This is a genomic window from Flavobacterium hiemivividum (assembly GCF_004349145.1).
GTDB lineage: Bacteria > Bacteroidota > Bacteroidia > Flavobacteriales > Flavobacteriaceae > Flavobacterium > Flavobacterium hiemivividum.
This window is the reverse complement of the sequence record NZ_SMFO01000001.1, coordinates 508,199-527,550: the sequence shown is the minus strand read 5'-3', so window position 1 is coordinate 527,550 and position 19,352 is coordinate 508,199. Positions and strand designations below refer to the sequence as shown.

The 19,352-nt window shown below is 34.4% G+C and carries 19 protein-coding genes; 11 read left to right on the top strand and 8 right to left on the bottom strand.

Going from position 1 to position 19,352, the window contains the following annotated elements; all coding sequences use genetic code 11:
* Nucleotides 1-22: 22 nt before the first annotated feature.
* Nucleotides 23-505, bottom strand: coding sequence for a GNAT family N-acetyltransferase (locus E0F98_RS02370; protein WP_132108816.1), 483 nt, complete (start codon nt 503-505; stop codon nt 23-25).
* Nucleotides 506-673: 168 nt separating this feature from the next.
* Between E0F98_RS02370 and fbp the strand changes: the two genes are divergently transcribed.
* Nucleotides 674-1,693, top strand: a complete 1,020-nt coding sequence (gene fbp, locus E0F98_RS02365) for a class 1 fructose-bisphosphatase (protein ID WP_132108814.1) — start codon at nt 674-676, stop codon at nt 1,691-1,693.
* A gap of 43 nt (nt 1,694-1,736) precedes the next feature.
* On the opposite strand, the gene E0F98_RS02360 is transcribed toward fbp, so the two are convergent.
* Nucleotides 1,737-2,165, bottom strand: coding sequence for a tellurite resistance TerB family protein (locus E0F98_RS02360; protein WP_132108812.1), 429 nt, complete (start codon nt 2,163-2,165; stop codon nt 1,737-1,739).
* A gap of 194 nt (nt 2,166-2,359) precedes the next feature.
* Between E0F98_RS02360 and E0F98_RS02355 the strand changes: the two genes are divergently transcribed.
* Genes E0F98_RS02355 through E0F98_RS02345 form a run of 3 tightly spaced genes read left to right on the top strand, consistent with a single transcriptional unit; the run spans nt 2,360 to nt 4,958 of the window.
* The gene (locus E0F98_RS02355; protein WP_132108810.1) at nt 2,360-2,953 is read left to right on the top strand and encodes a HupE/UreJ family protein; all 594 of its coding nucleotides are present in this window, start codon (nt 2,360-2,362) and stop codon (nt 2,951-2,953) included.
* Between the two features lies 1 nt (nt 2,954).
* Nucleotides 2,955-3,386 carry a deoxycytidylate deaminase gene (locus E0F98_RS02350; protein WP_132109334.1) on the top strand — a complete coding sequence of 144 codons (432 nt, stop codon included), beginning with the start codon at nt 2,955-2,957 and terminating at the stop codon, nt 3,384-3,386.
* Entirely contained in the window at nt 3,387-4,958 is a 1,572-nt protein-coding gene (locus E0F98_RS02345; RefSeq protein ID WP_132108808.1) for a S41 family peptidase, read from the top strand.
* A 108-nt stretch (nt 4,959-5,066) separates the two neighbouring features.
* On the opposite strand, the gene E0F98_RS02340 is transcribed toward E0F98_RS02345, so the two are convergent.
* From E0F98_RS02340 to E0F98_RS02330, 3 genes are all read right to left on the bottom strand, one after another.
* Complete coding sequence (locus E0F98_RS02340; RefSeq protein ID WP_132108806.1) at nt 5,067-5,672, bottom strand: FAD-dependent oxidoreductase; 606 nt, start codon at nt 5,670-5,672, stop codon at nt 5,067-5,069.
* 2 nt (nt 5,673-5,674) lie between these two features.
* Nucleotides 5,675-5,878 carry a hypothetical protein gene (locus E0F98_RS02335; protein WP_132108804.1) on the bottom strand — a complete coding sequence of 68 codons (204 nt, stop codon included), beginning with the start codon at nt 5,876-5,878 and terminating at the stop codon, nt 5,675-5,677.
* Between the two features lie 125 nt (nt 5,879-6,003).
* Nucleotides 6,004-6,579 (bottom strand): MarC family protein, encoded by a 576-nt coding sequence (locus tag E0F98_RS02330; RefSeq protein WP_132108801.1) that lies wholly within the window; start codon nt 6,577-6,579, stop codon nt 6,004-6,006.
* A gap of 192 nt (nt 6,580-6,771) precedes the next feature.
* Here E0F98_RS02330 and E0F98_RS02325 point away from each other — a divergent pair, with 192 nt between their 5' ends.
* The 5 genes from E0F98_RS02325 to E0F98_RS02305 all read left to right on the top strand — a co-directional run bounded on the left by E0F98_RS02325 (nt 6,772) and on the right by E0F98_RS02305 (nt 12,969).
* Nucleotides 6,772-7,569, top strand: a complete 798-nt coding sequence (locus E0F98_RS02325) for a hypothetical protein (RefSeq protein WP_132108800.1) — start codon at nt 6,772-6,774, stop codon at nt 7,567-7,569.
* 86 nt (nt 7,570-7,655) lie between these two features.
* The gene (locus tag E0F98_RS02320; protein ID WP_132108798.1) at nt 7,656-8,228 is read left to right on the top strand and encodes a DUF3109 family protein; all 573 of its coding nucleotides are present in this window, start codon (nt 7,656-7,658) and stop codon (nt 8,226-8,228) included.
* Between the two features lie 256 nt (nt 8,229-8,484).
* On the top strand, nt 8,485-9,462 hold the full coding sequence (locus E0F98_RS02315; RefSeq protein WP_132108796.1) for a ribonucleotide-diphosphate reductase subunit beta: 978 nt from the start codon (nt 8,485-8,487) through the stop codon (nt 9,460-9,462).
* 261 nt (nt 9,463-9,723) lie between these two features.
* Nucleotides 9,724-12,135 carry a ribonucleoside-diphosphate reductase subunit alpha gene (locus E0F98_RS02310; RefSeq protein ID WP_132108794.1) on the top strand — a complete coding sequence of 804 codons (2,412 nt, stop codon included), beginning with the start codon at nt 9,724-9,726 and terminating at the stop codon, nt 12,133-12,135.
* Nucleotides 12,136-12,468: 333 nt separating this feature from the next.
* Nucleotides 12,469-12,969: an RDD family protein gene (locus E0F98_RS02305; protein WP_132108792.1), complete on the top strand. Its 501-nt coding sequence runs from the start codon at nt 12,469-12,471 to the stop codon at nt 12,967-12,969.
* 50 nt (nt 12,970-13,019) lie between these two features.
* Here E0F98_RS02305 and metE read toward each other — a convergent pair whose 3' ends face one another.
* Nucleotides 13,020-15,344, bottom strand: a complete 2,325-nt coding sequence (gene metE, locus E0F98_RS02300; RefSeq protein ID WP_132108790.1) for a 5-methyltetrahydropteroyltriglutamate--homocysteine S-methyltransferase — start codon at nt 15,342-15,344, stop codon at nt 13,020-13,022.
* Nucleotides 15,345-15,498: 154 nt separating this feature from the next.
* Between metE and E0F98_RS02295 the strand changes: the two genes are divergently transcribed.
* Nucleotides 15,499-15,960, top strand: a complete 462-nt coding sequence (locus tag E0F98_RS02295; protein WP_132108788.1) for an Lrp/AsnC family transcriptional regulator — start codon at nt 15,499-15,501, stop codon at nt 15,958-15,960.
* Nucleotides 15,961-16,034: 74 nt separating this feature from the next.
* Here the strand turns inward: E0F98_RS02295 and E0F98_RS02290 are convergent, their stop codons facing one another.
* Complete coding sequence (locus tag E0F98_RS02290) at nt 16,035-16,769, bottom strand: hypothetical protein (protein WP_132108786.1); 735 nt, start codon at nt 16,767-16,769, stop codon at nt 16,035-16,037.
* A 230-nt stretch (nt 16,770-16,999) separates the two neighbouring features.
* Between E0F98_RS02290 and E0F98_RS02285 the strand changes: the two genes are divergently transcribed.
* Nucleotides 17,000-18,346, top strand: a complete 1,347-nt coding sequence (locus E0F98_RS02285) for a deoxyguanosinetriphosphate triphosphohydrolase (protein WP_132109333.1) — start codon at nt 17,000-17,002, stop codon at nt 18,344-18,346.
* A 5-nt stretch (nt 18,347-18,351) separates the two neighbouring features.
* Here E0F98_RS02285 and E0F98_RS02280 read toward each other — a convergent pair whose 3' ends face one another.
* The gene (locus E0F98_RS02280) at nt 18,352-19,320 is read right to left on the bottom strand and encodes a DUF3078 domain-containing protein (protein WP_132108784.1); all 969 of its coding nucleotides are present in this window, start codon (nt 19,318-19,320) and stop codon (nt 18,352-18,354) included.
* Nucleotides 19,321-19,352: the final 32 nt, after the last annotated feature.

The window sequence follows — 19,352 nt, the reverse complement described above, 5'->3', positions numbered from 1 at the left end:
TTTTAACCTCTATTCGCTAACCTTATTTTCTTAATTTATTGTCAACAAAATCGTTGATTGCTTCTTCGTCCATTTGTGCTAAATACCAATTTTTATAAACTGCTGCCCCTGATTTTTCATAAAAATCAATCGCTGGTGTATTCCAGTCTAGAACATGCCAGTCAATTCTTCGCACATTATCTCTTTTTCCCTGTTTGATAATTTCAGAATACAAAGCATAGCCAACTCCTGTGCCACGCATTTTATCTTTTACCACCAGATCTTCTAGGTGTATTATTTTTCCCTTCCAAGTAGAGTAGCGATAATAATACAAAGCTATACCTACAACTTCCGATTCAACTTCAGCTACAAAAACATTAAATAAAGGATTAGCACCAAAACCATCTCTAACTAAATCATCAACAGTTATTAAAACGGCATCAGGTTCCTTTTCGAAATCAGCTAATTCTTGAATTAATGCCAGAACGGCGGTCATGTCTTCTGGGATTCCTTTTCTAATAATCATAAATTCGTGTTTTAAAGGTTAAAAACTTAAAATAAAGCTTTTTCAACCTATAATTTAGCTGTTTTATGAGCAAATATACAATACTGATAAACTAAGTAAATTTTATTCAATTCATTTTCACAAAAAAAACGATATTTGTGACTTCAAATTAACTACAACGATTTCGTAATGAAAGAACGCAACAAGACCTTAGGGGAATTTATCATTGAAAACCAAAATGCCTTTCAATATTCGTCAGGTGAATTATCCAGAATTATAAATTCGATTCGATTAGCTGCTAAGGTAGTCAACTACAAAGTGAATAAAGCGGGGCTTGTTGACATAGTGGGAGCGGCCGGAGAACAAAATATTCAAGGGGAAGACCAGCAGAAACTCGATGTTTATGCCAATGAAGTTTTTATTCAAACATTAATAAATCGTGAAATTGTATGCGGAATAGCATCTGAAGAAAATGATGATTTTATTACTGTTGAAGGGAGTGATAATAGCCACAATAATAAATATGTGGTATTAATGGATCCACTCGACGGATCATCAAATATAGATGTAAATGTATCTGTAGGAACAATTTTTTCTGTTTATAGAAGGGTAACGCCAATAGGTTCACCTGTAACTTTAGAGGACTTTTTACAACCAGGTACGAGTCAAGTTGCTGCTGGCTACGTAATTTATGGAACATCTACCATGATTGTTTATACAACTGGGCATGGTGTAAATGGCTTTACATTAAATCCTGCAATTGGAACATTTTATTTATCACATCCTAATATGCAGTTTTCTGAAGATGGAAATATATATTCTATCAATGAAGGTAATTATGTTCATTTTCCACAAGGGGTTAAAGATTACATTAAATACTGTCAGTTAGAAGAAGGAGATAGACCGTACACATCCCGTTATATAGGAAGTCTAGTTTCTGACATTCATAGAAATATGATAAAAGGCGGAATCTATATTTATCCAACAAGTTCTAAAGCGCCAAAAGGAAAATTGCGTTTGTTGTACGAATGTAATCCAATGGCTTTCATTGTAGAGCAAGCAGGCGGAAAAGCGTCAGATGGATTCAATAGAATAATGGAATTACAGCCTACAGAACTTCATGAAAGAGTTCCTTTTTTCTGTGGAAGCTATAATATGGTAGAGAAAGCAGAGGAGTTTATGCACCAAGCGAAACTAAGTAAGTACTAAAATAATAAATAAGAGCCCTAAAATTATTAGGGCTCTTTATATTTTAAAGGTGTTTTTCCATTTCTGAAACGAAATCATCACTATCTACATTGTTATCAACTAATAAAAGTGCATTAGCAACAACTAGGTCTACGTTTTCTGGAGTAAAACCAATTCCTAATGAAAGTTTTTTCAACATAACTTCTTGGTTGTCTCCCAAAACGTGGTCAACCCGCACTATTCTAGCTAAGTCGTACAAACGCTCCAGTCTCATTGAATTTAAGTATGGAGGATTGATTGGGTATTTTGAAGGGTTTTCTAAAATCTCTTCGTATTCTGCAGAAGAAATTTCCAGCCTAATGGCTAATTTGTCTAAAAACTCTTTTTCTTCAGGGGCAAAAACCCCATCGGCTAACGCTAATCTCACAATAGAAGAAAAGTGACCTTTGTTTCTTTGCTTGAATTCGCTATCAAATAAATCTGAAAATGACATAATTAATTGTGTTTTGTATGTTACAAATATAAATCAAATTTTAAACTATTAATTTAATTTCGTTTTAAATTTTGTTTTATAATAATTGGATTTATTTATCGAAATATAAAGATAGGTTTTAAGTTTTGGATTCCACCATTTTCAAAATAAATCGTAAGTTTACAATCCCTTAATCAACAATAATAAGAATACCTATGTCAGAATTTTTGATTTATTTCCAAATAGGATTGAAACACGTTTTGGATATCAACGCTTACGATCATGTTTTGTTTTTAATGGCTTTGGCTGTTCCGTTTTCTTTTAAAGATTGGCAGAGAATTGTAGTTCTAGTAACGCTTTTTACAATAGGACACACAGTAGCTTTACTACTTTCTGTATTAGAAATTATTGTAATTAAGGCAAATGTCGTGGAATTGTTGATTCCCATTACTATTGTAATTACTGCTTTCTATAACCTGTTTACTGCTGGAAAAACAAACAAAAAAGACGGTTTAAATCTGATATTTTTTGTCACGCTTTTTTTCGGAATTATTCATGGATTAGGATTTTCTAATTATTTTAAGGCTATTCTTGGAGGAAGCACGACATCAAAATTATTGCCTTTGGGCGAATTTGCCTTAGGAATTGAAGCAGCACAAATTATTGTCGTTTTTATAGTTTTGATGCTGTCGTATATTGTTCAAACGGTTTTTAGATTTTCTAAAAGGGATTGGACCTTGGTAATGTCAGCATTTATAATAGGGGTAGTATTGCCAATGATAATTGAAAATGAAATTTGGATTAGATAAAATGGAAGCAAAAAAACTGAATAAATACGATAAGGCTTACTTGAGAATAGCTACTGAATGGGGAAGTTTATCCTACTGCAAGCGCAAACAAGTAGGAGCAATAATCGTTCGTGACCGAATGATAATTTCAGACGGTTATAATGGAACTCCTAGCGGTTTTGAAAACTGTTGTGAGGATGATGAAGGAATTACGAAATGGGATGTCTTGCATGCTGAAGCAAATGCGATATTAAAAGTAGCACGATCGACACAGTCCTGTGAAGGTTCTACTTTATATATTACCTTGTCTCCGTGCAAAGAATGCAGTAAATTGATACATCAATCTGGGATAACTAGAGTCGTGTATCATAAAGGTTACCGTGATGATTCAGGGATTCAGTTTTTGATGAAAGCAGGCGTAGTCGTAGAGCATATTTCGATATTAGAAGAATAAATGAAAAATGAAGTTAAATACCTGCCAATACTCATTGGTGCAACTCTTGCGCTAGGGATTATTATTGGCGGCTGGTTAAATACTTTCAATGGAGATCATTTTTTGATAGAAAATAGCTCCAAAACTAAAATCAATAAACTCATTGATTTTATAGATAATGAATATGTAGATAATGTAAATACAGATTCTATTGTAAACATTACGGTTGACAATATTCTAAGTCAGCTAGATCCACACTCTGTTTATATTCCGCCAAGTGAACAAGCTCAGGTTGCAGAAAACATGAAAGGTGATTTTGTGGGAATTGGCGTAAATTTTTATATGTATAAAGATTCTGTCGCAATCATTAGACCTATCGAAAATGGTCCTTCGGCCAAGGCTGGAGTAAAGGCTGGAGATCGAATTCTATATGCCGATAAAACAAAATTATTTGGTCGTAATTTACCTAGCGATAGCCTTTTCTCTAAGTTAAAAGGGGAGCAGGGTTCTGTAGTAGAACTTACTATTTATCGAAAATCTGCTGGGAAACAAATAAAACTCAAAATTAAACGTGGAGTTGTTCCGCTAAAAAGTGTCGATGCAGCAGTTCTTTTGAATGATAATACAGGATATATAAAAATCAATCGCTTTGCAGAAACAACTTTTGAAGAATTTAAAAGCGGCCTGGCCAAATTAAAAAATCAAGGAGCGAAAACGCTTGTAATCGATCTCCGCGATAATGGAGGTGGATATATGGAAGAAGCAATCGAGATCGCGGATGAAGTGTTAAAAGACAAGCAGTTAATTGTTTTTACTAAAAATAAAAAAGGCAGTATTAAAAAAACCTACGCAACCAAAAAAGGTGATTTTGAAAGTGGAAAAGTCTTTGTTTTGCAAAATGAAAATAGTGCTTCGGCGAGTGAAATTCTGGCAGGAGCGATTCAAGATAATGATAGAGGTATCATCGTTGGGCGCCGTTCTTTTGGGAAAGGGTTAGTACAGCGCGAAATGGATTTTGAAGATGGTTCTGCAGTTCGTATGACAGTCGCGAGATATTACACGCCCACAGGAAGATCGATACAAAAACCATACGTTAAAGGTAATGAAGAGTATTTTAAAGAGTCTGAAATTCGTTTCCAGAACGGTGAATTATATGAGAAAGACAGCATTAAGATAGCTGATAGTTTAAAATTTAAAACACCCAAAGGAAAAATTGTGTACGGCGGCGGCGGAATCGTTCCTGATATTTTCGTTCCTCTCGAAGTAGAGCATGGTAATGAAAACACCGTGTATTTGATGAAATCTGGATTTGTGGTGAATTTTGTTTTTGAACAATTAGACAAAAATAGAAGTGATTTTAAAGGCCTCTCTTTTACGCAATTTGAAAATAAAATGGGTAAAACTGATTTGTATTTTAGCACCTTCCAAAAATACCTTTTTAAAAATGGCTTAGATTTAAATTTGTCAAAAAGCAAAGCCATTGTAAAGCGTTATCTCGCCGCTGAATTTGCCCGTCAATTGTATGGAGAAAGCAGCTATTATGAAATTGTTTTAAAAGAAGATGCGATGATTAAGGCGGTACTTAAAAAGTAAATTGATCTCTTGATAAAAAGATTAGTCGTTATTTTTACTGAAAAGTAAGCTAGTTAGTTTTCGAAAAAAAAGAGGAAACTTCTATTGTTTCCGGATAAATAAAGGAATTTATCTAATGCTGTCGTGCACATGTGTTTGAGTTCCGTTATTCCAAAGTGTAAGAATATCGGTGGCTACTGAGGCGCCACTTCCAGCGGCAATAGCGAGTTGGCTTCTCCAGCCAGCAAGAGTTCCTGCGGCATAAATGCCTTCAGCGACTTTATGATCAGTATTGCGCAATTGTATTCTTTGTTTTTCAGGGATTGATTTCTGATGGGGTTCTACAAATTGCATCAATCCTTCAATAGAAAAAGTGTTTGCTGCGCCAATAGCGACTACAATAGCTTTTGTTTTATAGGTATTTTTATTTGTGGTAACAGTAAAGTTTGGGGAGTTTCCTTCTATTTTTATTACTTTTTCATTAGCTATTTGACGAATGTGAGGATAAAGACGGGAAAGTTGTTCAGTACTTTGAACTAATAAATTTGAGCCCAAAGTTCCGGCAGGAATTCCGTAGGCGTTATTGAAAAGAGCTTCTTGGAGTGATGATGATTTTTGATGGGTAAAAATTCCAATTTCTTTATTACTTGCAAATTTTTTGTTTTTTGCAGAGCCTAAAACTAGAGCACATGACATTCCTGAAACACCACCGCCAATAAGTAAAACGTCAAACATAACTATCTGTTGTCGTTCATTTTTTCTTCAATTTTTTTAGACATTCTAAAAATCACAAGAATTAATACAGCGCAAAAAGCAGCTCCAATTCCAATAGTTGCTACCATACTGTCTCCTTGAAACGGTTGACTAAAATCTAGCAATGTAATGTTGAAAATAATAAGCGCTACTGCTAGAAATACTAATACGTTAGTAAAAATTTTCATAATATGGGTTTTTTAGCCAGATTTGTTATAAAAGATTTAAGGAGCATTTTAAATTAAAATATATTCCAATTAAATCAGATTATATTTACAGGCTACATTAGGGAGTAAATTTATAAAAAAAAAGATTAGAGAAACAAACCTTTAACATTAGCAGCGAATAATTTAACAGCTATCGCCAGTAGAACAACTCCAAAAGTTTTTCTAACAACGCCCAGGCCGTTTTGACCTAACATTCTCTCGATTTTGGAAGATGATTTTAGAACTAAATACACGATAAGAATGTTTAATAGGATCGCTATAATGATATTTATGGTATGGAATTGAGATTTTAAGGAAAGTAAAGTGGTCATCGTTCCTGCTCCAGCAATTAATGGAAATGCAAGTGGAACAATGGAAGCAGAGCTAGCTTCTTCATCACGATAAATACGAATTCCCAGTATCATTTCTAACGCTAAGAAGAATAAAACAAAAGATCCAGCAACGGCAAATGAATTGACATCAATGCCAATCAATTTTAAAAGTTCCTCACCCGCAAATAAGAAAACAATCATAATGACAGCTGCTACAATAGAAGCCTTTTCTGATTCAATAATTCCAAATTTAGACTTCAAATCAATAATTATAGGAATAGATCCTATAATATCAATTACGGCAAATAATACCATTCCAACAGTAGCTATCTCTCTTATATCTAATTGCATAACCTTGCTTGTTAATTTTCTGCAAAAGTATTGAATTTACTTTGGTTGATTACTATGTTGGCGTTTAATAGTTTATATAGTGGTAAATCAGTCTTTTTTATAATAAATGCAGAATAGCCGTTTTCTTTTGAATAATATTTAACTATCTGAAAATCAATTCGTAAATTTGATTATGATTTTAAATAGATTGCGATGAGACAGATATTTCGTGTTTTTAGTATAGTGCTCTCGTTGTTTTTTGTAACTACGGTAGAAGGGCAAATTTTAAGAAAGTTGTCCAAGAAAGTCCAAGATAAAATAGTTTCAAAAGCTGTTCCGGAAGATTCTATTTCGACGAAAGATAATGAGGCAGCTATGAATGCTGATATAATGTCAATGGTTCATGGGAAAAATAAGATTGATGTTACATTGATTCCAAAATCTTATCCGTTCAGTTGGGAATATTCATTAGAAATTCAAGCGGAGAATGAAAAACCGATGATTGTGGATTATTTGTTGGAGTCCAGGTCGGAGTATTTTGGTTTCAAAATGAGAGAAGCGGGAGGTGTATTTATGGTTATTGATAGTAAAAACAAGTTTATGATTACTGCCTTTAGTGAGAAAGAAGGGAAGATGGCAATGGCTGTTAGAATGCCTGATTATTCTGAAATAACAGAAAATGAAAACAAGGAGTTTTCGTATAAAGTTCTTCATGATAAGGTAATCATGGGTTATAAGTGTAAGGGAATTCAAGCTAACAGCGAAGATTATGAAATGGTATTTTATTATACCAATGAAGCTAAAGTTAGTTTTTCGGATTTATTTAGAGCGCAACAAAAGCAAACGACTCTCAATGCGTTGAAAAATTATTTTAAAGCAGCCTATACACCGTTGATGATGACTATGAGTATGAAAGATTTAAAAAATAAGGGGGCGGTTACCACGATGAAGTGTGTTAGTTTAGTCGAGAAACGAAATGCATTTAATAAATCAGATTATGTATTTATGTAGTTTGGTTTTCAATCTGTTCCGTTTTTGTTTTCGAATTTATGATTTGCTGATGTGCTTTTTTAAATTTCTTTGAATACCTTTGCAGAATGTTTCAACTAGGAAAAACCATCGTCTCAGAAGACTTGCTCGAAAAAGATTTTGTTTGCAATTTGACCGCTTGTAAAGGCGCTTGCTGTGTAGACGGCGACGCTGGAGCGCCATTAAGTCTTGAGGAAACTAAAATCCTCGAATCTATATATCCAAAAGTAAAACCTTTTTTACGCAAGGAGGGAATTGCAGCTATTGAAGCGCAAGGAACTTGGACAAAAGGTGTAGATGGTGACCTTGAAACGCCCTTGATTGATGATAAAGATTGTGCTTATGTAATCTTTGATGGTAAAACTGCTTTGTGCGGAATTGAGCAAGCCTACAATCAAGGAATAATTGATTGGAAAAAACCTGTTTCCTGTCATCTATATCCGGTTCGTGTAAAAGACTTCACTGAATTTGCTGCCGTCAATTATGATAAGTGGGATATTTGTGACGCAGCCTGTTCTTTAGGTCAAGAGCTTGAAGTTCCGGTTTACAAATTTGTCAAAGAAGCTTTAATTAGAAGGTTTGGTGAAGACTGGTACTTAGAGCTAGAGCAGGTCGCACAAGACTTAAAAAACCAAAAATAGAAATCTACTTTTTCTGTTTTTTTCTGATTTTCTAAATCCTATATTTCACGGTACTTTAGGGATTTCCTATTATTGTAATCGTCTTAAGAACAGAGCCTTATAGAAAATATCAAAATTATTTATATTTCAGTCCTTTGTTAAAAACTAGGTCGGATTGTGGATAAGTTTGGCTTTTTATTACCGCAATATTTCACAATCTTTGTAAAGATCAAAAAGTAATAAATTTTATTAAACGCATAAAAAATAAACCCTCACAATGACACAACTAGAGCCAATTTTACAAGAGAATAAAAATCGTTTCGTAATTTTTCCGATCAAACATCATGATATTTGGGAGTTTTACAAATCAATGGAAGCTAGTTTTTGGACTGCTGAGGAAATTGACTTATCTCAGGATTTAAATGACTGGAATAATAAACTGAATGATGATGAAAGATATTTTATCAAACATATTCTTGCATTTTTTGCTGCTTCTGATGGAATTGTAAATGAAAACTTGGCTGAGAATTTTGTGAATGAAGTACAATATGCTGAAGCTAAATTTTTCTATGGTTTCCAAATCATGATGGAAAATATTCATAGTGAAACCTATTCATTATTGATCGATACTTATGTAAAAGACGAAGCGGAGAAAGATGATTTGTTTAATGCATTGGAAGTTTTTCCTGCTATTAAGAAAAAAGCAGACTGGGCACTACAATGGATAGAGTCTGATTCATTTGCTGAGCGTTTAATTGCTTTTGCAGCCGTGGAAGGGATTTTCTTTTCAGGAGCATTTTGTTCTATTTATTGGTTAAAGAAACGTGGTTTAATGCCAGGATTGACATTTTCTAATGAATTGATTTCTCGTGACGAAGGTGTTCACTGTGATTTTGCAGTGCATTTACACAACCATCACTTGGTAAACAAAGTGCCAAAAGAAAGAATTAGAAGCATTATCGTAGATGCTTTAAATATAGAAAGAGAATTTATTACAGAATCACTTCCAGTAAGCTTAATAGGAATGAATGCTGTATTAATGACACAATATTTAGAATTTGTTGCAGATCGATTATTAGTTGAATTGGGATGTAACAGAGAATATAACACTACAAATCCATTTGATTTTATGGATATGATTTCGCTTCAAGGAAAAACTAATTTCTTCGAAAAGAAAGTAGCGGAATACCAAAAATCAGGAGTTATGAATACTGATGGCGATGCTCAAAAAATATCTTTTGACGCTGACTTTTAGTGGTCTTGTCGTAAAAGTGACTAGTCAATAATACTAAGTTGGCTTTCATAGCGAATAAGATTAACAAAAACTTTGAGTTTTCCTGCCTTCCAATTGTTCGTGGAAGGGCAATAAACATATTTTAAAGCATAAAAAACTTTGTGCCTTAGCGCCTTCCGATGTATTTTGGAAATGGCAAAAAACAGATGCTGAAATGATTTCAGCATTAACAAATAACAAAAAACAGTGAAGGGATTCTCTGTTTTAAAACCAATAAAAATTATGTACGTAGTAAAAAGAGACGGCCGCAAAGAGCCAGTAATGTTCGACAAAATCACAGATAGAATTAAAAAACTATGCTATGGTTTGAATGATTTGGTGGATGCTGTGAAAGTGGCAATGCGAGTAATTGAAGGACTTTACGATGGAGTTTCTACGTCAGAATTAGATAATTTAGCAGCTGAAACAGCAGCTTCGATGACTATTGCACATCCAGATTATGCACAATTGGCAGCGAGAATTGCAATTTCAAATTTGCATTCGAATACAACAAAATCATTTTCGGAAACAATGACCGAAATGTTTGAATATGTGAATCCAAGAAATGGACAATACGCTCCATTAATTGCTGATGATGTTTACAAAGTAATTCAAGAAAATGCTGAGTTTTTAGACTCACATATCATTTATAATAGAGATTTTAACTACGATTATTTCGGATTTAAAACATTAGAACGTTCTTATTTGCTAAAGATAAATGGGAAAATTGTAGAGAGACCACAACATATGTTAATGCGTGTTTCTGTTGGGATTCACTTAGATGATTTAGAGTCGGTTTTAGAAACGTATGACTTAATGTCTAAGAAATTCTTTACGCATGCAACACCAACATTGTTTAACTCAGGAACTCCAAAACCTCAGATGTCCTCTTGTTTCCTATTAGCGATGCAAGATGATAGTATTGATGGAATTTACGATACACTCAAACAAACGGCAAAAATCTCGCAATCAGCGGGTGGAGTAGGGCTTTCTATTCATAATGTTCGCGCAACAGGATCTTACATTCGTGGTACAAACGGAACGTCAAACGGAATTGTTCCTATGTTGAGAGTGTTTAACGATACGGCTCGTTACGTAGATCAAGGTGGAGGAAAACGTAAAGGTAGTTTTGCTATTTATATCGAAACTTGGCATGCGGATATCTTTGACTTCTTAGACTTAAAGAAAAATACAGGAAAAGAAGAGATGCGTGCAAGAGATTTATTCTTTGCCATGTGGACTTCTGATTTGTTTATGAAAAGAGTTCAGGAAGACGGGAATTGGACATTGATGTGTCCAAACGAATGTCCTGGATTGTATGATGTGTACGGTGAAGAATTTGAGAAAATGTACACTGATTATGAAAAAGCAGGTAAAGGAAGAAAAACAATTAAAGCACATGAATTGTGGGAGAAAATTCTAGAATCTCAAATCGAGACTGGAACTCCTTATATGTTATACAAAGATGCAGCTAACCGTAAATCAAATCAAAAGAATTTAGGGACAATACGTTCTTCTAACTTGTGTACTGAAATTATGGAGTACACATCTGCTGATGAGGTAGCGGTTTGTAATCTTGCATCACTTTCATTACCAATGTTTGTTGAAAATGGTAAATTTGATCACCAAGCATTTTATAATGTAACAAAACGTGTGACGAAAAACTTGAATAAAGTTATCGATAGAAATTACTATCCAGTAAAAGAAGCTGAAAATTCTAACATGCGTCACAGACCAATTGGTCTTGGAGTACAAGGACTAGCAGATGCTTTTATTATGTTGCGATTGCCTTTTACATCGGATGAAGCTAAAAAGCTGAATCAAGAAATTTTTGAAACCTTATACTTTGCTGCTGTAACCGCCTCTATGGAAATGGCAAAAGTAGAAGGGCCATATTCAACATTTAAAGGATCGCCAATCTCTCAAGGAGAATTTCAACATAATCTTTGGAATATTAAAGACGAAGAATTGTCAGGCCGTTGGGACTGGGCATCATTGAGAAAAGAAGTAATGGAGCACGGAGTTCGTAATTCATTATTAGTTGCGCCAATGCCTACTGCTTCGACTTCTCAAATTTTAGGAAACAACGAAGCTTTCGAACCATATACTTCTAATATTTACACACGTCGTGTATTGTCTGGGGAATTCATTGTAGTAAACAAGCATTTATTGCATGATTTAGTGGAACTTGGTTTGTGGAACGAAACCTTAAAACAAGAATTAATGAGAAATAATGGTTCTGTTCAAGATCTAAATATTCCTCAAAACTTGAAAGAATTATACAAAACAGTATGGGAAATGTCGATGAAAGACATTATCGATATGTCTCGTCAACGTGGGTATTTTGTAGATCAATCGCAATCATTGAACTTGTTTATGCAAAACGCCAATTATTCGAAACTAACTTCTATGCACTTTTATGCATGGCAGTCTGGACTGAAAACTGGAATGTATTACTTGAGAACAAAAGCGGCTGTTGATGCAATTAAGTTCACATTGAACAATGATAAAAAAGCAGAACCAATCGAAGTAATGTCTATACCTGCTCCGGCATTGGCTCCAGCAGCGGTAGAGATGAGTGCCGAAGAGTACAGAGCAATGATCGAATTAGCTAAAAACGCTGGTCCAGACGATTGCGAAATGTGTGGTTCTTGATTTAATCAATGAGAAGAATGAAGCAATAACATTGTCAATAATATTTAAAAACAGCTATCAATTATTTGGTAGCTGTTTTTTTTTTTACTTTACTTATTTTAGTGTTTGGAGCTATTTCCTGCTTTCCGTTATAATCTTTTTATTTTAAAGAAAAAATAAAAAGGATTTTCACTTCAATCAGGGCTATGAATATAGTTGTTAAAATTGTTTTTAACGACCAATAGCTACCTCGTAATAATGAATGTTTCAATAAATATTTTAAGATTAAATCCTTATATTTGAATAGGTTAATGTGTCGTTTGTTCTTTTTAGTCTCCACGAAAAACTGATAATATGAAAAATACTTCCTTTGCAATTACAGCAGACTTACTCGCTAGTCGTGGTCAACGTTTTCTTAATTTTTGTTTTGATTTAGTATTTCTGTATATTATAATACTGAGCATAGGAACATCAATTATTCTGATCGCTGAAGTGGCAAACGAATTTACTGTATCTGCCTGGGTCGAAAATCTCTCAAATGGTGAAATCGCCTTTTATAGTGTATTAATTATGCTACTCTATTATAGTCTAACGGAAATTTATTTCTCGAGAACTATCGCGCAACTGATTACCAAAACGGTTGTGGTTAATAAGGATGGTACAAAACCCGATATTAAAATGTTAGTGATTCGCAGTCTTTGTCGGTTTATTCCATTCGAACCTTTTTCTTTTTTAGGAACAAATCCACGTGGTTGGCATGATACTTTTTCAAATACCTATGTGGTCAAAAAGAAGAAACTAGCTAAAAACGTACGGGTTTTTAATGATCAAGAAGAATTTGCACAATCAATATAATAAAGAACCCTAGTAGGGATGAAGTACTAGGGTTTTGTTATGGTATTTAATTATAGAGTTGCTGTATTATGAACTGCTACTCGCATTTGCTTAGCAGCTTTAACCATTTCGATTAATGCTTTTTTAGTTTCGTCCCAATGGCGGGTTTTTAAACCACAATCAGGATTTACCCACAATTGATCTATCGGGATAACTGCCGCCGCTTTTTCTAATAAATCTACCATTTCCTGACTTGAAGGAACACGTGGTGAGTGTATGTCATAAACTCCAGGTCCTATTTCGTTCGGATATTTGAAATCAGCAAAAGCATCTAGTAATTCCATTTGGGAACGAGAACATTCAATTGTAATTACATCGGCATCCATGTCTGCAATGTTCTGAATAATGTCATTAAATTCGCTATAGCACATGTGTGTATGGATTTGTGTATCATCACTCACACCACTTGCTGAAATTCTAAAAGCTCTAATCGCCCATTCTAAGTAAGTAGCCCATTCTTCTTTACGTAATGGCAACCCTTCTCTAATGGCAGGTTCGTCAATTTGGATGATTTTAATTCCTGCTTTTTCAAGATCGACCACTTCATCACGAATCGCTAATGCAATTTGCGTGCAGGTTACGGATCTTGGTTGATCATTACGAACAAACGACCATTGCAAGATCGTCACTGGTCCAGTAAGCATTCCTTTAACCCATTTTGAAGTCACTGATTGTGCAAACTGCGCCCATTTTACGGTCATAGGATTTGGTCTAGAAACATCTCCGTAAATAACGGGTGGTTTTACACAACGGCTACCATAACTTTGCACCCAACCATTTTTTGTAAAGGCAAATCCGTCTAATTGTTCTCCAAAGTATTCTACCATGTCATTGCGTTCGAACTCACCATGAACTAAAACATCTATTCCAGACTCTTCTTGAAAACGAATTGTTTCCTCCGTTTCTTTTTGTAATAAAGCGTCGTATTCTATCGGAGACAATTCGCCTTTTTTAAACTTAGCTCTCCAGCTTCGAACTTCAGGAGTTTGAGGAAAAGAACCAATAGTTGTTGTAGGAAATAATGGTAGTTTCAAGGCGTCTATTTGTTGTTGACGACGAATGGAAAACGGACTATTTCTCTTAGAGTCTTTCTCAACAATCGCAGCAACTCTGTTTTTTACAGCATCATTATGAATTATGGTCGCTTTTTTTCTATTTATATTAGCCAGGGTATTTTCCTCGAAAAGAGCTTGGTCGTTCTCTGTAATTTCATTTGTAGCAAGGTTGCGAAGTGTTACTACTTCGTCTATTTTTTGTTTGGCGAAAGCCAGCCATTGCTTAATTTCAGGCGTGAGCGTTTCTTCATTAGTTTCTAAGTCCAAATCGCAGGGTGAATGAATTAAAGAACAGGATGGTGCAATCCAAACACGATCAGTTCCTAAAGCGTCAGTTGCTTTCTGAATTAATGTTAATGAGTTTTTAAAATCATTTTTCCATATATTTCTCCCGTCAACAACTCCTAGAGAAAGGATCGTGTTTTTAGTTAATAAGTTGGATTCTAAAATATCGTCCAACTGCAAAGGACAACGCACTAAATCTATGTGAAAAGCGTGGACGGGAAGGGATAAGGCTGTAGCCAAATTTTCGCCAAAGCAATCAAAATAATTCGCAAGTATGATTTTGAGGTTAGGAAACTTCTCGTTGATTTGAGTGTAAGTTTGTACTAAAGCTGCGCGCTCAACATCAGAAAGGTTTAAAGCTAAAAATGGCTCGTCAAACTGAATGTATGCCACGTTCTGGTCTTGCAGTTTTTGCAAAATGTCAAAATAAACAGGAAGTAATTTATCGATAAGGTCAATTCGGTGAAACCCTTCCTGTTTTTCTTTTCCTAAAAGTAAGTAAGAAACCGGGCCTATGATTACCGGTTTTGTTTCATATCCCGCTACTTTAGCTTCTTTATACTCGTCAATTATTTTTTCTGACAACAAACTGAATTCTTGGTTTTTTGTAAATTCAGGAACGATGTAATGGTAATTCGTATCAAACCATTTGGTCATTTCCATGGCAACAACATCTTGACCTCCTTTTTGAGCGCCTCGAGCCATAGCAAAATATAGGTCGAGAACCAAATTCTCTTTGGCGAAAGCAGCATACTGTTCTGGGATAACACCAAGGGTTAGCGATAAATCAAGTACTTGATCATAAAAAGAAAAGTCGTTTGACGGAATTAAATCGATTCCGGCTTCCCTCTGTATCGCCCAGTTTTCTTTACGAATGTTTTTTCCAATTGCTATAAGTTCCTCTGCTGTAATATTACCTGACCAGTATAGTTCACTCGCTTTTTTTAACTCTCTGTTGCTGCCTATTCTTGGATAACCTAAGTTGTTTGTTTTCATTTTTTTAGTATTTATTTCTAGGCAAAGTTATTTGGTTAGTATTTAATACTATAATTTGTTAATTAATTAAGTAATAATAACTACGTTTACGTGGATAAACAGAGTTTTATTTTGCGCAGTGTTTTAAAAAATAACTTTAACAGTAATTTATCCTATGGAAAATTTAGATTCAACCGACATACAAATCCTTAAGCACCTTCAAGAAGACGCACATATTAACATAAAAGACTTGGCGAGCAAGTTGTTTTTGACATCCACTCCTGTTTATGAACGTATAAAAAGATTGGAAAGAGAAGGTTACATTATGAAATATGTTGCTTTGCTAAATAAAGAAAAAATGAATTTAGGAATGATTGTTTTTTGCAACGTGCGCTTAAAAGAGCACGCTCGCAACGTAGGAAGCAATTTTGTGAAAGACATTGTGGCACTTCCTGAAATCATTGAGTCTTATAATATTGCTGGAGATTATGATTTTATGTTGAAAATATTAGTCAAAGACATGGCTAGTTATCAGGACTTCGTAATGAATAAATTATCAACTATTGAAAACATAGGAAATACCCAAACGATTTTTGTAATGGGCGAAATTAAACACAGTACGGCTTTGAATTTTTAGAAACAGACTAAAGAAGGTATAAAAAAAAGGAGGTAATATGTGTCTCCTTTTAAATTAGTATTCTACTGTAAATATTACAACGTTGTAAAAGGATTTATATCATTATTAATCGCTTCAATGGATTGTCCTGTTTTTACATTTGTGAGTTTCACATCAAGTAAGCCTTTATGAGTTGTAGCAATTTTTAGATTGTTTGGGAATGTTTTCCAGTCTTCCCAACTGGTTTCAAAGCCGCCTACTGGAATAATGCTAACCCACATTCTCCATGCTTTTGGAATATAATTTTCATCCACTAACCAAACATACGAATCTCCAGGAGTACTGCCGCCAGAAGCGTAAGTAACCATCAGGGCTTCTCGATTGTCTTGCATGACAATGCTTCGAGTGGTTCCGGCGTCGCGTAGTTTGAACGGAGCAATAAGCCAGAATGAATCATTATTAAAGTAATCATTCGCTGTTTTTATAGCTTCTGTTTTATCAGTATCGTTTAGTTTTTTGTCATTTTTATAAGCAACGCCTTCGAAAGTTTGATTGTTATAAATTACTTTTTTATCACCCCATTGCACTTGAACTAAGTTGCGTTTTTTGTCCCAAAGATAATGGTGATTTCCCATGAACGTAAAAGCAACTGCAGCGGTAGAATCCCATGCTTTTTGATTAATAGCGTCCTGGATTTTATCAGTAAGTGCTTCGGCTTTTATTCCTTTTTCTCCTTGCGGTAGTGGTTTACTAGTGTAATATAAAAATGCTGCCAGCGTGATGACTATAATAAGAAAAATTGAAACAATTATTTTGAGGACCTTTTTCATTAATTGAATTGTTTTGTGATAGTTTTATCAAAAGTAATAAAATAAGATCATTGCTTTAGAATAACTACTGACTTGTTAGTTCATAATGTTTGATATGTAAAGACTAGTTTTTGCGTTCCAAATTTTGTTTTCATATATCGTTTTAGAAATCAAGCGAAAGCTATTTTATGTTATCGCTATTTCTTTATCTTTGAAAAATAATGCAATTATTCAAATTCGAAAAATACAGTATGAACTGGGAACAACTTTTATCACTAAAACGCCAAGGCGACACAAGCAAAAGATTACGTATTGAACAAGACGATACCCGTTTGGGGTTTGAAGTAGATTATGATCGTATTATTTTCTCTGCGGCCTTTAGAAGCTTACAGGATAAAACACAGGTAATTCCGCTTTCTAAAACTGATTTTGTGCATACTCGATTAACGCACAGTTTAGAAGTTTCGGTGGTGGGGCGTTCTCTAGGGCGTTTAGTTGGAAAAAAGATCATTGAGAAATATCCACATTTAAAAGAAGTGCATGGCTTTCACATGAATGATTTTGGTGCTATTGTAGCAGCTGCTTCGCTCGCACACGACATCGGGAATCCACCTTTTGGACATTCGGGTGAAAAAGCGATTGGTGAGTATTTTTCTATTGGAAAGGGAAAAAAATACCAAGATAAATTGTCGAAAAAACAATGGCAGGATTTAATTGATTTTGAAGGAAATGCAAATGGATTTTCAGTGTTGACAGCAAGTCGACCTGGAATTGAGGGTGGTCTTCGAATCTCTTACGCTACTCTTGGGGCTTTTATGAAGTACCCAAAAGAGAGCTTGCCTAAAAAACCAACTAAAAACATAGCAGATAAAAAATACGGTTTCTTTCAAACGGACAAAAAGTTCTTTGAAGAAGCTGCAAAAGATATGGGATTAATCCCAAATAAATCCGGAAGCGACATTGGTTTTGAAAGGCATCCGCTTGCTTATTTAGTAGAAGCTGCAGATGATATTTGCTATACTATTATTGATTTTGAAGACGGAATTAATCTTGGTTTAGTCTCGGAAGATTTTGCTTTGGAATACCTAATTAAGTTGGTAAAAGACAGCATTGATAGCTCAAAATATAAAACGTTAACTACAAAGGAAGACCGTATCAGTTATTTACGTGCTTTGGCAATTGGCAGTTTAATTAATGATGCGGTAAAAGTTTTTATCGAAAATGAAGAAGCAATTTTAAATGGGAAATTTCCTTTTGCTTTAACGGATAAAAGTAAGTACAAAGCACAAATGGATGATATCATTAGTATTAGTGTGAATAATATCTATCAGAGTCGGGAAGTAATCGAGAAAGAGATTGTAGGCTATCAGATTATTCAAACATTATTGGATAAATTTATTACGGCTTACGATAATACATATAATGGAAATGCGTCTAATTATGACAATCTAATTCTAAAATTACTACCGGAGAAACACCAATTTGAAAAAGAAGATTTGTATGAAAGATTGCTGCATATCTGTCATTTTGTTTCTTTACTAACAGACGGAAATGCCTTGGAGTTATTTGAAACAATCAACGGCAAGAAAAAGGATTAACTAACCTAGAAATTGTAAACGAGTCCTACACCTAAAACTTGTTTTAATTGTGTTTTTGGACCTACAGTGACTTGTTCTCCGTCAATATTATCTTTGGCTTTAATATCATCGTCATAGATGACGCGGACGCCTATATTAGTTTTAACATAAGCATTTACCTTTAATTCAATAGACATGTCATAATCAATATCAATATTACCAAATCTATTTATATAGTCTGAGTACATGCTCAGTCGATTTTCCATAGTGACGTTTTTCATGATTTCCTTTTTATAAAAACCAGTCAATAAAAAACCAAGTTCCATTTTTAACTTTTCTCCTTCAATGATTAAGTTTCCGTCTGCATCATAAACGGCTTTTTTAACACCAAAAGAACCTTTGTCAGCTAATCGTTGGTCTAAAACCATTGTAGTTTTGCCAGTAAAAGGAGACAAGTAAAGTAATCTTTGTTTGTCTTTTGATGCATATTCTGCTCCCATTCCTAGAAAGATATAAGCGGGCGCGAAAGTTCTTGAAATGGCGATATCTTTATTAGGGTACGAATAACCATCTGTGAATTGGGTAGCGAAATTAAATTTAGCGGTATGGAACCAGTGGGAGGATTTGTCTTGTCGATATCCTAAAGCTGAGTTAAGCTGAAAAACATCCTCTGATTTTCTCAACTCGATTCCATCTTGTTTGTTTAAGCCGTAACGTACAATCAGTTCACTGGTCCAATTGTAGTTTTCTGTAGTGTAAACACGATTAAACTTCCCTTTAAGAAGTCCAGAAATAGAACTGGTTCCTCCAGCATTCCAATTGACAAAAGCAATTTCCGAAATATCAAAACCGATGCTGTTTTTTTTAACCCAATTAGAAATGGAATCTGGTGCTATTTTCTTAGGGACATCTATCGTCGTAATGATTTTCTGGGAATTCATATTTACAGAAAGAAGTAGGATAAAAAGTAGGAGGATCGAAGAAGATAATTTCATTATAGGCTCAAAGTTTTTAGTGATGCAAAATA

Excerpts from the sequence above, each read along its gene's own strand:
- E0F98_RS02330 (WP_132108801.1), bottom strand. The coding sequence starts at position 6,579 with ATGCAATTAGATATAAGAGAGATAGCTACTGTTGGAATGGTATTATTT.
- E0F98_RS02335 (WP_132108804.1), bottom strand. The coding sequence starts at position 5,878 with ATGAAAATTTTTACTAACGTATTAGTATTTCTAGCAGTAGCGCTTATT.
- E0F98_RS02280 (WP_132108784.1), bottom strand. The coding sequence starts at position 19,320 with ATGAAATTATCTTCTTCGATCCTCCTACTTTTTATCCTACTTCTTTCT.
- E0F98_RS02325 (WP_132108800.1), top strand. The coding sequence starts at position 6,772 with ATGAGACAGATATTTCGTGTTTTTAGTATAGTGCTCTCGTTGTTTTTT.
- metE (WP_132108790.1), bottom strand. The coding sequence starts at position 15,344 with ATGAAAACAAACAACTTAGGTTATCCAAGAATAGGCAGCAACAGAGAG.
- E0F98_RS02345 (WP_132108808.1), top strand. The coding sequence starts at position 3,387 with ATGAAAAATGAAGTTAAATACCTGCCAATACTCATTGGTGCAACTCTT.
- E0F98_RS02315 (WP_132108796.1), top strand. The coding sequence starts at position 8,485 with ATGACACAACTAGAGCCAATTTTACAAGAGAATAAAAATCGTTTCGTA.
- fbp (WP_132108814.1), top strand. The coding sequence starts at position 674 with ATGAAAGAACGCAACAAGACCTTAGGGGAATTTATCATTGAAAACCAA.
- E0F98_RS02340 (WP_132108806.1), bottom strand. The coding sequence starts at position 5,672 with ATGTTTGACGTTTTACTTATTGGCGGTGGTGTTTCAGGAATGTCATGT.
- E0F98_RS02310 (WP_132108794.1), top strand. The coding sequence starts at position 9,724 with ATGTACGTAGTAAAAAGAGACGGCCGCAAAGAGCCAGTAATGTTCGAC.
- E0F98_RS02295 (WP_132108788.1), top strand. The coding sequence starts at position 15,499 with ATGGAAAATTTAGATTCAACCGACATACAAATCCTTAAGCACCTTCAA.
- E0F98_RS02290 (WP_132108786.1), bottom strand. The coding sequence starts at position 16,769 with ATGAAAAAGGTCCTCAAAATAATTGTTTCAATTTTTCTTATTATAGTC.
- E0F98_RS02285 (WP_132109333.1), top strand. The coding sequence starts at position 17,000 with ATGAACTGGGAACAACTTTTATCACTAAAACGCCAAGGCGACACAAGC.
- E0F98_RS02360 (WP_132108812.1), bottom strand. The coding sequence starts at position 2,165 with ATGTCATTTTCAGATTTATTTGATAGCGAATTCAAGCAAAGAAACAAA.
- E0F98_RS02370 (WP_132108816.1), bottom strand. The coding sequence starts at position 505 with ATGATTATTAGAAAAGGAATCCCAGAAGACATGACCGCCGTTCTGGCA.
- E0F98_RS02355 (WP_132108810.1), top strand. The coding sequence starts at position 2,360 with ATGTCAGAATTTTTGATTTATTTCCAAATAGGATTGAAACACGTTTTG.
- E0F98_RS02320 (WP_132108798.1), top strand. The coding sequence starts at position 7,656 with ATGTTTCAACTAGGAAAAACCATCGTCTCAGAAGACTTGCTCGAAAAA.
- E0F98_RS02305 (WP_132108792.1), top strand. The coding sequence starts at position 12,469 with ATGAAAAATACTTCCTTTGCAATTACAGCAGACTTACTCGCTAGTCGT.
- E0F98_RS02350 (WP_132109334.1), top strand. The coding sequence starts at position 2,955 with ATGGAAGCAAAAAAACTGAATAAATACGATAAGGCTTACTTGAGAATA.